Raw genomic sequence first — 14042 nt, 5'->3', positions numbered from 1 at the left:
GACGCCCAGCTTTACCGGCGTGGCCGCTCGATGCGGCCACAAGCATGATTCGAGGCGAGCGATCGAGATGCGAAAATTCCTGACCGCGTTGATCGTGATTCCGTTCGGCCTGCTGCTCGTGGTTTTCGCCGTCGCCAACCGCCATTTCGTCACGGTCTCCTTCGACCCCTTCAATTCGGCCGATCCGTCGCTGTCGGTCGCCCTGCCGCTATTCCTGCTCCTGATCCTGGTGGCCCTCCTCGGGGTGCTGGCCGGCGGCTGCGCCGTCTGGTTCGGCCAGCGGCATTGGCGCCGCGCGGCGCGCCGCCACGAGGCGGATGCCCGCTCGGCAAGGGCCGAGCTGGCTGGCTTTCGGGCTTCCACGGCCGCCGCAAGACCCGATCCGCAGCGCCTGCCGGCCCCCGTCGGAGCCGGCCTTTACGGCTCTGTCGGGCGAGACAAGCAGCGCGCGACGTTGTAGAAGCGGCCGCACCGAAAACCCGTTTTTCCGGCCGCGGCACCGCGGCCTCCACGCGCTTTGAGATCATGTCCCTGCTCGTCAAAATCTGCGGCCTGTCCACGCGCGAGACGCTTGACGTCGCGCTCGACGCCGGCGCCGACATGGTGGGGTTCGTGTTCTTTCCACCCTCGCCCCGGCATCTGTCGCTTGAAGCCGGGCGCGATCTCGGCCGCCAGGTCAAGAAGCGGGCGCTGAAGGTCGCGCTCACGGTGGATGCCGACGACGCGACGCTCGACAACATCATGGACGCGCTGTCGCCGGATATCCTCCAGCTCCACGGCAAGGAGAGCGTGGCGCGGCTGCGCGACATCAGGCAGAAGTTTGGCCGCCCGGTGATGAAGGCGCTGCCGATCGAGACGGCGGCCGATCTCGCTGACCTGCCCGGCTACGCCGCGGTTGCCGACCGCATCCTGTTCGATGCCCGTCCGCCGAAGGACGCGACGCGGCCCGGCGGGCTGGGAGCACCCTTCGACTGGCGCCTCTTGAAAGACCTCGATCTGAAGCTGCCCTATATGGTCTCGGGCGGGCTGCACGCCCAGAACGTCGCGGAGGCCCTTCGCCTCACCGGCGCGGGCGGCGTCGACGTCTCCTCCGGTGTCGAGAGCGCCCCCGGCGTGAAGGACCCGGAGATGATCAAAGCCTTCATTCGCGCCGCGCGCGCCACCCAAGAGTTGAGCGTACGATGAACATCGCCAAACCAAACTCCTACCGCAGCGGCCCGGACGAGCGCGGCCATTTCGGCATCTTCGGCGGACGCTTCGTCGCCGAAACCCTGATGCCGCTGATCCTCGATCTGGAGAAGGCGTACAACGAGGCCAAGGCCGATCCGTCCTTCCAGGCCGAGATGAACGGCTACCTCAAGAACTATGTCGGCCGGCCCTCGCCGCTCTACTTCGCCGAGCGCCTGACCGAGCATCTCGGCGGCGCAAAGATCTACTTCAAGCGCGAGGAGCTCAACCACACCGGTTCGCACAAGGTGAACAACGTGCTCGGCCAGATCATGCTGGCGCGGCGCATGGGCAAGAAGCGGATCATCGCTGAGACCGGCGCCGGCCAGCACGGTGTGGCGACCGCGACGCTGTGCGCGCGGTTCGGCCTCGAATGCGTGGTCTATATGGGCGCCGTCGACGTCGAGCGGCAGCAGCCCAACGTCATCCGCATGGAAATGCTGGGCGCAAAAGTGTTTCCGGTGCAATCGGGCACGCGCACGCTGAAGGACGCCATGAACGAGGCGCTGCGCGACTGGGTCACCAACGTGCACAACACCTTCTATTGCATCGGGACGGTCGCAGGTCCCCATCCCTATCCGACGCTGGTGCGCGACTTCCAGTCGGTGATCGGCAACGAAACCAAGGTGCAGATGCAGGAAGCCGAAGGCCGGCTGCCGGATTCGCTGGTCGCCTGCATCGGCGGCGGCTCCAATGCCATGGGCCTGTTCCATCCCTTCCTCGACGATCCCTCGGTCGAGATCTTCGGCGTCGAGGCTGCGGGCCATGGGCTCACGCAGTTGCACGCCGCCTCGATCGCGGGCGGACGTCCAGGCGTGCTGCACGGCAACCGCACCTATCTCTTGATGAACGAGGACGGCCAGATCCAGGACGCGCACTCGATCTCGGCCGGTCTCGACTATCCCGGCATCGGCCCCGAGCATTCCTGGCTGCACGAGATCGGCCGCGTCAACTATCTCTCCGCGACCGATGACGAGGCGCTCGCAGCGTTCCAGCTATTGTCGCGGCTCGAAGGCATCATCCCGGCGCTCGAGCCGGCGCATGCCATTGCCAAGGTGATGGAGCTCGCGCCGAAGCGGCCCAGGGATCACCTGATGGTCGTCAATCTCTCCGGCCGCGGCGACAAGGACGTCCCGCAAGTCGGCGACATCCTGAGGGGCAAGGCCAAGTGAGGCAGACGTCGCGCTTTCTGCACCTCTCCCCGACGGATTTGCGGAGCCTCCGAGCTCTGGCCTTGAACTTCTCCATCCCCCTCACCCGGCTGCTGCGCAGCCGACCTCTCCCCGGAGGGGAGAGGTATAGCACGGCGACCGCAAAAACATGACCACGCGTATCGATACCCGTTTCGCCGAGCTGAAGAAGCAGGGCCGCTCGGCCTTCGTCACCTTCCTGATGGCCGGTGATCCCGATCCAGCGACCTCGCTCGAGATCATCAAGGCGCTGCCGAAGTCCGGCGCTGACGTGATCGAGATCGGCATGCCCTTCACCGATCCGATGGCCGATGGCCCGTCGATCCAGGCCGCCGGGCTTCGCGCGCTCAAGGGCGGCATGACGCTGAAGAAGACGCTGGAGCTCGTGCGCGGCTTCCGCAAGGACGACAACACGACGCCGATCGTGCTGATGGGCTACTACAACCCGATCTATATCTATGGCGTGGACAAGTTTCTGGCCGATGCCAAGACCGCCGGCGTCGATGGCCTCATCATCGTCGACCTGCCGCCGGAGGAAGACGACGAGCTCTGCCTGCCCGCGATGAAGGCCGGCCTCAACTTCATCCGCCTGGCGACACCGACGACAGACGACAAGCGTCTGCCAGCCGTGCTCGCCAACACGTCGGGCTTCGTCTACTACGTCTCGATCACCGGCATCACCGGTGCGGCGGCCGCGGACTCCAGCGCCGTGAGCGAGGCGGTCGCCCGCATCAAGCGCCATACAAAACTGCCGGTCTGCGTCGGCTTCGGCATCCGCACCCCGGAAGCGGCCCGCGCCATCGCCTCGCACGCCAATGGCGCGGTGGTCGGCACCGCGCTGGTCGATGCCCTCAAGAACAGCCTCGATGCGGAGGGACACGCCACCAGCAGGACCGTTAACGCCGTCGCCGAGTTGACCGCGTCCCTCGCCCAGGGCGTGCGGGGCGCGCGGCAGGCGGCGGAATAGGATTCAGTAAGAATAGGCCATAATTCCGCTTCCAACGCGGACCACACGGCGGCTTGCCGGGGGAAGTCCCGGGCGCCATATATCCCTTCAGGCGATCCCCAGGCGGGATGGCTAATCGGAGCAAACCATGAACTGGCTCACCAATGTGGTCCGGCCGAAGATCCGTAACATGCTGCGGCGGGAGACGCCGGAGAACCTGTGGATCAAATGCCCGGATTCCGGGCAGCTCGTGTTCTACAAGGACGTCGAGGCTAACCAGTTCGTCATCCCCGGCTCGAACTACCACATGCGCATGGGCGCGGTGGCGCGGCTCAAGTCGATCTTCGACAACGAGACCTGGTTCGACGTCGCTTTGCCCGAGGTCACTCCCGATCCGCTGAAATTTCGCGACGAAAAGAAATACGCCGATCGCATCAAGGATGCGCGTGCCCGCACCAATCTGAACGATGCGATCAAGGTCGGCTATGGCAAGCTCGAAGGCGCCGCCGTCGTCATCGCCGTGCAGGATTTTGACTTCATGGGCGGCTCGCTCGGCATGGCCGCGGGCGAAGCCATCGTGCGCGGGCTCGAGCTCGCGGTCGAGAAGAAGTCGCCCTTCATCGTGTTCGCGGCCTCGGGCGGCGCACGCATGCAGGAGGGCATCTTGTCGCTGATGCAGATGCCGCGCACGACGGTCGCGGTGCAGATGCTGCGCGAGGCAAAACAGCCCTATATCGTGGTGCTGACCAACCCGACCACCGGCGGCGTCACTGCGTCCTATGCGATGCTCGGCGACGTGCAGATCGCCGAGCCCGGTGCGCTGATCGGCTTCGCCGGCGCCCGCGTCATCGAGCAGACCATCCGCGAAAAGCTCCCCGAAGGTTTCCAGCGTGCCGAGTACCTGAAGGAGCACGGCATGGTCGACATGGTCGTGCACCGCCATGATTTGCGTCCCACCCTGGCGCGGCTCTGCCGTTTGCTGACCAGGTCGCCGGCGCTGGAGAACGTGCCCAAGTCGGTGCAGCCAGTCACGAGCGCGGCGCAGATCGTATCGGCCCCCGAAGTGGCGCCGGCCGCACCGCACGCGTGAACGCCTCTGCTGACAGCACAAAGCCGTCGCTCGGTGACGTGATCGGGCGGCTGTCGGCCCTGCATCAAAAGCGGATCGATCTCGGGCTCGAGCGGATGCATCGCCTGCTCGAGCGGCTCGACCATCCCGAACGCAAGCTGCCACCGGTGATCCACATCGCCGGCACCAACGGCAAGGGTTCGACGCTCGCTTATCTCCGCGCAACGCTGGAAGCCGCCGGCCTGTGCGTCCACGCCTACACCTCGCCCTACCTGGTCCGGATCAACGAATGCTTCCGGCTCGGCCGCGTCGGCGGCGGCGTGCTGGTCGGCGACGATGAGCTCCGTGACGCGCTGGAATTGGTCGAGCGCGTCAACGCCGGCGAAGCCGCGACCGTGTTCGAGTTGAAGACCGCCGCCGCCTTCCACCTGTTCGCGCAAAATCCGGCCGATGTGGTGCTGCTCGAGGTGGGGCTTGGCGGACGGCTCGATTCGACCAATGTGGTCGATGCACCGGCGGCTTGCGTGATCACGCCGATCAGCATGGATCATACGGATTTCCTCGGCGACACCTTGACCGCGATCGCCGGCGAGAAAGCCGCGATCATCAAGCGCGGCGTGCCCGTGATCTCGGCTGAGCAGGCGCCCGAGACGATGGCGGTGCTCGAGGCGCAGGCGAAACGCATGCGCGCGCCGCTGTTTGCGGCGGGCGAGGGCTGGCATGTCAATGTCGAGCACGGGCGGCTGGTCTATTCGGACGATCGCGGGCTGATGGATCTCGCGGCGCCACGCCTGTTCGGTCGCCACCAATTCGACAATGCCGGCCTCGCGATCGCGACGCTGCGCGCCACCGGCGCCTTCAAGATCAGCCATGCAGCGTTTGAGGCCGGCATCTTGGGCGCCGAATGGCCGGCGCGGATGCAGCGGCTCACCTCTGGCGAGTTGCTCGGCTGGGGGCCGCAGGGCAGTGAGATCTGGCTCGACGGCGGCCACAATGCCGAGGGCGGCCGCGTTGCTGCGGCCGCGCTCGGCGATCTCGAAGAGCGGGTGTCGCGGCCGCTGGTGGTGATCTCAGGCATGATGGCCAACAAGGACGCCCACGGCTTCCTCGCCAATTTCGCCGGCCTCACCCGTCACATCATCGCGGTGCCGATTCCGGGAGCCGAGAACGCGATGCCGGCCGATCGGCTCGCAGACGCCGCACGCAGTTTTGGCATGCGCGTCGAGACCGCGCCGGGCGTCGAGGCGGCGCTGCGCGCTCTCTCACGGCTCGCCTACGAGGTGCCGCCGCGCATCCTGATCACCGGCTCGCTCTATCTCGCCGGCCATGTGCTCGCGCTCAACGGCACGCCTCCTGCATAGAGTCTCGCGTAGCCCGGATAGAGCGGAAGCGAAATCCGGACTACGGTCGTAGCAGCTTCATGGGGTCGGCCGCCTTCTGCTTCAACTGCACGAAGGTGCATTGCTGCGGCGCCTTGTCGGGGCGCCAGCGCAGGATCGAGGTGCCGTGGCGAAAACGCTCACCGCTGAAATGGTCGTAGCAAACCTCCACCACCAGCTTCGGCTTGAGCGGGCACCACTTCGCCGAGCGCTCCGTCGACCAGCGGCTCGGACCGCCCGGCGCGTTACCGGTGAAGCCGGATTCGCCAATCAGCGCCTCCAGCCTGTCGGTCAACCCAGGTTTCTCCTCCTGCTTGATCGCCGAGCTGAAGCCGACATGGTGCAGCAGGCCCTCGTCGTCATAGAGCCCAAGTAGCAGCGAGCCGACGACCTTCCGGCCGCGGATTCTGTTGGTCGCATAGCGGAAGCCGCCGACAACGCAATCCGCGCTGCGAAATCGCTTGATCTTCTGCATGCCGTCGCGATTGCCGGCCCGATAGGGCAGGTCGATGCGCTTGGCGATAACGCCGTCCGAGCCGCCGCCGGATTGCGCCAGCCACTTTTGCGCGGTCGCGTAGCTCGACGTGACCGGCGAGAGACGGAAGCTCGCGCTGTTCCGGAAATTGGCTTTCGCGAAAGCTTCCAGCGCCGGCCTTCGCTCGCTCAGTGGCGTCTCGGCAAGCTGCCTGTCTTTGACGGTCTTCAGCAGATCGAAGGCGAGATAGAGCGCCGGCGTGTCCTGGGCGAGCTTCTTCACCCGGCTCGCGGCGGGATGAATTCGCTGCAGCAGCGCATCGAAGGAGAAGCTCTTGCCCTGCGGCACGACGATCTCGCCGTCGAGCACGAAGCTGTTTGCCTTCAGCTTCAGAGCCGCGGCGACGAGCTCAGGAAAATAGCGCGCGAGATCCTCGCCGGACTTGGAGCGGAGATCAACGCTGTCAGCCTCGCGCGAGAGCAGGCAGCGAAAGCCATCCCATTTCGGCTCGTACTGCCATTCCCGCCCGCGGGGGATGGCGTCGACCGAACGCGCTTCCATGGCAATGGGAAAGGTGGATTTGCGCGCGCGTTTGCGGGGAGGGGCAGGCAAGGGTAGGCCTCGTTAGACGCAGGACATAGCCTCCCAACGCAAAACGGCCGGCATTTCGCCGGCCGGTGTCGAAAATAGTCGTCAGCGACTGAGATCAGACCGCGGCGGTGATCCACTGCTGGAGCTTCGCCTTCGGCGCGGCGCCGACCTGGCGGGAGGCCATCTCGCCGCCTTTGAAGATCATCAGGGTCGGGATCGACATCACGCCGTACTTCGACGCGGTTTTCGGGCTCTCGTCGACGTTGAGCTTGACGATCTTGACCTTGTCGCCCATCGCGCCGGCGATCTCGTCGAGCGCGGGTGCGATCATGCGGCAGGGGCCGCACCATTCGGCCCAGAAATCGACGACCACCGGGCCGTTCGCCTTGAGCACTTCGGCTTCGAAATCGGCGTCAGAAACCTTGCCAACGGCCATTGGAGTACCTCGTTCGGTTGAAAGGAAGCGGCGCGACGTGGAATCGCACCAAAGATCATGGCGTCAACCTATGAACGGTGCCTTGCCGGGTCAAGGATGCTCACGCCGACATGAAGGGATGCCAGCGCCGCGTCCAGCGCGGGAGCGGAAATCTCCATATATTCAAGGGTCTCGGTCCAGAGCAGGACCGCCCTGATCGGCGTTTGGGGATAGAGCCGGGAGAGCACGGCCCGGTACAGCGCGAGCTGGCGGACATAAGCCGCCGGCGCCTCAGTGGCGCTCTTCGGCGCCACCTGGTTGGTCTTGAAATCGACGATCAGGACCTCGTCCGGCGTGACCACCAGCCGGTCGATCTGGCCCGACACCAGCGCCGGCGGCCGGCCGGGTCGTTCGAGCCGGCCGACGATAGCGACCTCGGCGCGGCTGCCCGCCGCGAACACGGCGGCAAAACGCGGCGCGGCGATCAAAGCGAGCACCTTGTCGGCCAGCGCCGCGCGGTCGGCTTCCAGCCAATCCGCGGCGTTGCGCGCCACGAAGCCGAGCGCGGACTCGCGCCGGCGCTCAGTGGCGATATCGGGCAGGGATTGCAGCAGCCGATGCACCAGCGTGCCGCGCTGCAATGCAAGGGCCCGGGACTGGAGCGATTCGCCCGAACGGACCGCGCGGCCTTCCTTGGCAGCCTGGCCGGAGGGCCGCACCGGATCGTCATCGAGGATGTCTTTGGGCGCCTTGGTTCGCAGCCAAGCCGGCAGCGCGATTGTCTCGTCAACCGAGGTTGAGGGCGTGCCCAGCGCCGCGACGTCCGAGGGACGGGCAAAGCGGGTCACCTTGCCAAGCGGCGTCTCGGTCGTCTGTTTCTCGAGACCGGAACCGGTGAGCCCCTTGTCGACGAGATCGTACCAGCACAGCTTGCGCACCGTGTTCATGTTGCCGGGCATGCAGCCGCCGACGATCAGCCGGTCGGCCGCCCGCGTCATCGCGACGTAGAGCAGGCGGCGATATTCGTCCTCGGTCTCCTCGAGCATGGCCTTGCGCGCATCGACAACGGGCTTCGGATCGTCAGCTTTGCGGCCGGCCCAGACCACGATCTCGCCGCCATTGCCGCGCGGCACCTGGATCAGCCGCAGGCGCTGCGTGTCCGAGGGCGAGGATGTGGTGTCGACCATGAACACCACGGAGGCCTCCAGGCCCTTGGCACCGTGGACTGTCATCACGCGGACCTCGTCGCGCGAGATCTCCATGTCGCGCTTCACTTCGGTGTCGGCCGAGCGCAGCCAAGCCATGAAACCCTGCAGTGAAGCCGGCGCCTTGCGCTCATAGTTCAGCGCGAGCTCCAAAAACTCGTCGAGCGCATCGTTGGCCTCGTGGCCCAGCCGGCGCAGGATGCGCGCGCGGCCCTCGTCGCCGCCGAGCAGCCAGGCATAGAAGGCGAACGGCGTCTCGTTGCGCGCGCGGGCCTCGCAGGCCTCCAGCCGGCGCAGCACGCTTTCGAATTTCTCGCTTCCACGCGCGTGCTCGGCCAGCGCGCGGCGCAGCGAGCCCTTGCGATCCCAAGCGAGCGCGAACAGGTCGTCGTCGTCGAGGCCGAACAGCGGGCTCTTCAGCGCCACCGCGAGCGCAAGATCGTCCTGCGGCAGCAGCAGCGCATCGGCGAGGTTCATCAGATCGATGATCGCGATGTGCTCGGTCAGCTTCAATCGGTCGGCGCCGGCAACCGGGATGCCGGCGTGCTTCAGCGCCTGGATCACCGCGTCGAACGCATTGCCGCGACGCCGCACCAGGATCAGCATGTCGCCATAGCGCAGGGGACGCCGCTCGCCGGCATGTCCCGTCAGCGTGCCGCTCTCCACGAGATGCTTGATCTCGGTCTGGATGCGGCGGGCGAGCTTGACCTCGGGGCTGGTCACGGAGACGCCGTCGAACGGCGCGCGCCAGCCTTCGATGTCCTGCCGGTCGTCGGCTTCCGCAAGATCCCAGAGCTCGATCAGGCTCGGGCCGGCGTCACTCAGTGCATTGTGCAGGGGATGGCCGATCTCGATCGCGTGGATGCTCTTGTAGATCTCGGGCTCACGGAAGACGTGGTCGACCGAGTGCAGGATCGCAGCACCCGAACGGAACGAATAGGTGAATGCGACCGGATCGAATTTCAACCCGGCTGCGGTGAACTTGCGATGCAGCTCGCGCCGGCGCGCGTCGAATTCCCGGGGCTGCGCGCCCTGGAACGAGAAGATCGATTGCTTCTCGTCGCCGACGGCGAAGATGGTGCGGTTGAGCCCCTCGCGCGCACCTTCGCCGGCCGTGAACTCGGAGATGATGTGCGCGACGATGTCCCATTGCCGCGGACTCGTGTCCTGCGCCTCGTCGATCAATACGTGATCGACGCCGCGGTCGAGTTTGTAATGCACCCAGCCCGAGCTGACGCGGTTCAGCATCGTCAGCGTCTTGTCGATGAGGTCGTCGTAGTCGAGCAGCCCGCGCTCCTGCTTCTCACGGCGGTAGTTCGCCGCCGCGGCGGTCGCGATATGCAGCAGGGCCTCGGTGCGGTCCCGCACGGTGACCGCGCGGCGCTTCTCGATGAGCCCGCCGAGACGCTGCGCCTCGGCCTCGAACAGGCGAGCGACGGAGGGGTTGTGATCGCCGAACTTCTTGGTCAGCACCGCCTTGCGCGGCAGCTTCTCGTCGGTGAGGAAGACGTTCAGGTAGGCATCGACCTGCGCGCCGCCTGAAAACCCTTTTGCGGCGCGCAGTCGCTCCGCCTGATCGTTGTCGGACTTGCTGCCGTCCTCCAGCGCAAAGGCGATGTCGTCCCAGCGCGCACGCGGCAGGAATGGACCGTCGAGAATTTCAAGCTCGATGTCCTCCACACGATCGCCTGCATCGACGCCCAGCACCGCCGCCATCTCCGCGGCAGCTAGCTCGGCGCTGCCGGCCGCATCGGTCCAGGCCATGAAGTGGTCGCGGCTGAGACACGCTTCGCGCACGACCTCCTTGAAGGTGACGTCGGCGGCGCTCGCCATCGCGGTCAGCAGTGCGCGGCCGGTGACGCTCTCAGGATCGCGCGCGGCCTCCAGCAACACCTTCAGGTTGGCGCGCTCCATCATGTCGGTCTGGTCGCGCTCGTCGATCACGGCGAAGCGCGCCGGCACATTGGCCTCGAACGGGAACTGCTGGAGCAGCCGCGTGCATAGCGCGTGAATTGTCTGTACTTTTAATCCGCCCGGCGTCTCCAGCGCGCAGGCGAACAGCTTTCGTGCCTCACGCCGCAGTTTTGCGTTGGGATAGGGGATCCCGGCCGCGCGGATCGCATCGTCCAGCGCGGCATCGTCCAGCGTCACCCAATGGCCGAGCGTGGTGAAGACGCGCTCCGCCATGTTGGCGGCGGCCGCCTTGGTGAAGGTGATGCAGAGGATCTTTTCCGGAGGCACGCCCGACAGCAACAGGCGGATCACGCGCTGCACCAGCACATGGGTCTTGCCCGAGCCGGCATTGGCCGACACGAAGGCCGATGCGTTCGGATCGGACGCGCGCGCCTGTGTCGCACGCACGGCATCGGGGATGGGGCGCGGTGCCTTCACCATTCCTCGATCCCCAGGCCGCCGGCGGCAGACCATTCCTTGATGCGCGCGAGATCGTCGTAAGCGCCGTAGCGGTTGGTCCACATCGGCAGATTCAGCGAGGTATAGGCCTGGTTCTCATCCTCGAAGGCGCGGATCAGTGCTTCCAGCTTGTTTCGTGCCTCCGCGGCTGCGGTGTCCGGCGGCTGCGGTGTGTCACTCGGCTTGATCTTGAGCTCGAGAATGCGCTCTTCCCCCGGCGGATTGTTGCCGCTCAGGCGAACGTAAACGAGCTGGCTGACGGATGAGCCGGCGTCGATGTCCGGGAAGCCGCCCTCGCGCAGGATCGCGGCTTCCAGCGTGAGCTGCGGCGACAATCCCATGCGCACCTGCTTGCCGGTCGGCGGTTGGCCGGTCTTGTAGTCGAGGATCGCGTAACCGCCGCCCTGGCGCCGCTCGATGCGATCGGCGCGCGCGGAGAGATAAAACGTGCGCTCATTGCCGAGCGGGATTGCGATCTCGCCGCGGGTCTCGGCGGTGATCGCTTCGATTGCGTCGCGCCGCGCCTGCTCCCAATCGCCAAACCAGCGGGCAATGCGCTGGAAGCGCGGCCACCACAACGCGCGCGCTTCGGGGCGCTCCATCAGCGGCGCAAAATGCTTTTCGCCGATCGCGCGCAGCACGCGCGCCGGATCCTGGGGCAGGCGGGCCGCGTAGGCTTCCGTGAACTCGCCCAGCGCATCGTGGATGGCAGAGCCACGGTCGGCCGCCGAAAGCGGCATGTCGACGGGATCGAGCGCATCGAGCCGCAAAATGTATTTTGCATAGATCGTGTAGGGATCACGCAGCCAGTCCTCGATCGCGGTGACCGACAGCTTCAGCGGCCGCGTTGCGCGCGGCGGCCGCGGTTCGGGCTGCTTGATCGGCTTGACCTCGTCGGGCTGGTCCAGCGCGCCGGCGAACCGCACGTATTTTTCCCCGGCGCGTTTTGCCGCCTTCCACTGCGCATCACCCGCAACCGCCTCCAGCCGATGCAGGAAACGCGAGGCCACCGCCGGCGCACCGCCCGCCTTGGCGGAATGGGTGAGGATCACCTCATCGGCGCCGAGCAGTTGCGCGAAGTCATGCGCGGAGAGGCCGATGCGGCGCTCCGGCAGATCGAGGCCGAGCTCGTGCCGCATCGGTCGGCTGAGCCAGGGATCGATGCGCGGCGAGGGCGGCCACACGCCTTCGATCAGTCCGCCGACGATGATGCGGTCGGCCTGCATCAATCGCGATTCCAGGGGACCATAGATCTGGAGCCGTGCGCCGGGCTTGTCCGGCCGCCGTACCGCGCGGTTGCCGAACGCGATCTGGAACACATCCGCATAATCCGGCAGCGGAACCACCAACCCACTCGTCGTCCCGCCGCGCAAGAGGTCGTCGAAGGCGGCGGCAAGCGCCAGCCCTTCGCGATCCTCGAAGGCAAGCGGAATGCCCTGCTCGTCGCGCGACAGCGCGATCAGGATCTCGCGATGGCGATGCGCGAGCTCGGCGAAATCGCAGGGCTTCGACGATGCCAGACTCTCGATCGGCGCCAGCGCCGTCTGCAAGGTCGCGATCAGCGCCTGGATGCGCTCGAGATCCTCCGCCTTCAGCCGCGCGCGGGGCTCGCTCCGATGCAGCGCGGAAACCTCGTTACGACAGAGTTTTGCGAGCTCATCGCGGAAGCGGGTGAACTCGCGCGAGAGCCCTGCCGTGCCGGGCGGCGGGCGTGTGCCGCGCAACACCGCGAGCTCCAAACCCTCGATCGCGCGCGTCCACGCGCCGGGCACGGCGCCGAGCCGGCACAGCGGATGCTTCAGCAGCGCCAGCAAGGTCGGCGGCTCCAGGCCCTTCGTCGCAACTTCCGCCGCAAGACGCGCAAAGGTGCCGGCGGAGGTTTCCATCAGCACGTCGCCGCCGGAATCGTCGAAGGCGAGATCCCATCGTGCGAGCGCCGCCATCACCCGCCTGGCGAGCGCGCGATCCGGCGTCACCAGCGCTGCGGATTTGTCGAGGTGCCGCGCCTCGCGCATCGCAATCGCGATCGCCAGCGCTTCCATCTCGGGATTGGGCGCCTCGACGACGGCGAGGTTCGTCATGGCGCCGGCAATTTTTGCGGCAACGTCGGGCTGCTTCAGGCGATCGTGCCAAATTTCCGTCTTGGCAGATGGCCGCATCGACTCGGATGCCAGAAGATCGCGGCCGCCCTCCGCCGGCGGCCGGAGACTATCGACGTCGCTGCGCTTGATGCCGAAGCGCTGTAGCAGCGCATGCATCGCATATTGCGGATGGTTCGAGGCCGGATGTTCCGCGAACCTGCCCAGCGCATCGCGCACGCCGCCGATGGTGCGCCAAGCGTCCTCGTCGAGATCGGTGTCGAGGCCCGGCAGCACAACGGCGCCATGCGGGAGCGACGCCACCGCGTGCAGGAATTTTGCGGTGGCCGGCATCGAACCGGTCGAGCCTGCAGCGATCACGGGCCCTGCGGGATGCACGGTCAGCCGCTTTGCTTCTGCGGCGATGAGTTGATCGCGCCGCGCCGCGGGTTCGATCCGGTTGATCTCGGCGAGGTGGTTGGGCCAGGCCTCGCGCGCGATGCGCAGGAACTGAAGCGAATGCTGCCAGTATTGATCGAGCTGGTCGGGAATGAGCCCGTCGAGCGCGCTCCAGTCGACGCCGCGCGTCACCATGTCGTCGATGAGGCGCGCAAGATCCGAGGCGAGCGCGAGCGTCGAGGCCGGGCCGCCGACCACCAGCGGCGCCAGCACCGGACCTTTGGCCCAGGCCGCGACCAGCCGCGCCAGCGTCAACCTGCGTTCGAGCTCGCCGAGTCGTGGTGGAATGTCGAGCGGCGCCGTGCCGGAAAACTGCTCGGCCTCGTCGGCAAAGGCGAGCTCGTCCTCGTCGATATCGCCGAGGGCGACGATACGCGGCAGCACGACGGCGTCAGCCTTCATCTCCTCCAAAAAGATCTCGCGCACCACGCGCATCGCGCGCCGTGTCGGCAGGTAGAGCGTGGCGTCCGCCAACCGCGCCGGTTCCTTGCGCGCCTCAAAGCCGTCGACCAGCCCGCCGTCGAGCAGCGCGGCGACGACCGTGCGCAGGAAGGGAACCGAGACTGGGACGGTGAAGACGCGCATGAGCTGCCTGA

Annotated in this window: 10 protein-coding genes; 6 read left to right on the top strand and 4 right to left on the bottom strand. The window is 66.7% G+C overall.

The annotated features are described in order from the left end of the window. Positions 1-67 precede the first annotated feature (67 nt). The 6 genes from QA640_RS00400 (at position 68) to QA640_RS00375 (ending at position 5793) form a co-directional block, all read left to right on the top strand. A complete protein-coding gene (locus QA640_RS00400) occupies positions 68-460 on the top strand; it encodes a lipopolysaccharide assembly protein LapA domain-containing protein (RefSeq protein WP_283038839.1) in 393 nt (130 codons plus the stop codon). A 65-nt stretch (positions 461-525) separates the two neighbouring features. Further along, a complete protein-coding gene (locus QA640_RS00395) occupies positions 526-1185 on the top strand; it encodes a phosphoribosylanthranilate isomerase (RefSeq protein WP_283038838.1) in 660 nt (219 codons plus the stop codon). After that, on the top strand, positions 1182-2399 hold the full coding sequence (gene trpB, locus QA640_RS00390) for a tryptophan synthase subunit beta (RefSeq protein ID WP_283038837.1): 1218 nt from the start codon (positions 1182-1184) through the stop codon (positions 2397-2399). The genes QA640_RS00395 and trpB overlap by 4 nt, the downstream gene beginning before the upstream one ends. 148 nt (positions 2400-2547) lie before the next feature. Continuing rightward, positions 2548-3384 carry a tryptophan synthase subunit alpha gene (trpA, locus tag QA640_RS00385; RefSeq protein WP_283038836.1) on the top strand — a complete coding sequence of 279 codons (837 nt, stop codon included), beginning with the start codon at positions 2548-2550 and terminating at the stop codon, positions 3382-3384. Positions 3385-3511: 127 nt separating this feature from the next. After that, positions 3512-4453, top strand: a complete 942-nt coding sequence (gene accD / locus QA640_RS00380) for an acetyl-CoA carboxylase, carboxyltransferase subunit beta (protein WP_283038835.1) — start codon at positions 3512-3514, stop codon at positions 4451-4453. After that, entirely contained in the window at positions 4450-5793 is a 1344-nt protein-coding gene (locus QA640_RS00375) for a folylpolyglutamate synthase/dihydrofolate synthase family protein (protein WP_283038834.1), read from the top strand. Before accD ends, QA640_RS00375 begins: the two co-directional genes overlap by 4 nt. A gap of 40 nt (positions 5794-5833) precedes the next feature. Here the strand turns inward: QA640_RS00375 and QA640_RS00370 are convergent, their stop codons facing one another. The 4 genes from QA640_RS00370 to addB all read right to left on the bottom strand — a co-directional run bounded on the left by QA640_RS00370 (position 5834) and on the right by addB (position 14031). Further along, entirely contained in the window at positions 5834-6847 is a 1014-nt protein-coding gene (locus tag QA640_RS00370; protein WP_283043075.1) for an ATP-dependent DNA ligase, read from the bottom strand. 145 nt (positions 6848-6992) lie between these two features. After that, entirely contained in the window at positions 6993-7313 is a 321-nt protein-coding gene (trxA, locus tag QA640_RS00365) for a thioredoxin (RefSeq protein ID WP_254101356.1), read from the bottom strand. Positions 7314-7381: 68 nt separating this feature from the next. Beyond that, complete coding sequence (gene addA / locus QA640_RS00360; RefSeq protein WP_283038833.1) at positions 7382-10891, bottom strand: double-strand break repair helicase AddA; 3510 nt, start codon at positions 10889-10891, stop codon at positions 7382-7384. After that, on the bottom strand, positions 10885-14031 hold the full coding sequence (addB, locus tag QA640_RS00355) for a double-strand break repair protein AddB (protein WP_283038832.1): 3147 nt from the start codon (positions 14029-14031) through the stop codon (positions 10885-10887). The genes addA and addB overlap by 7 nt, the downstream gene beginning before the upstream one ends. Positions 14032-14042 lie beyond the last annotated feature (11 nt).

It is taken from the genome of Bradyrhizobium sp. CB82, assembly GCF_029714405.1.
In the GTDB taxonomy this organism is placed as follows: Bacteria; Pseudomonadota; Alphaproteobacteria; order Rhizobiales; family Xanthobacteraceae; genus Bradyrhizobium.
This window is presented reverse-complemented; position numbering and strand designations above follow the sequence as displayed.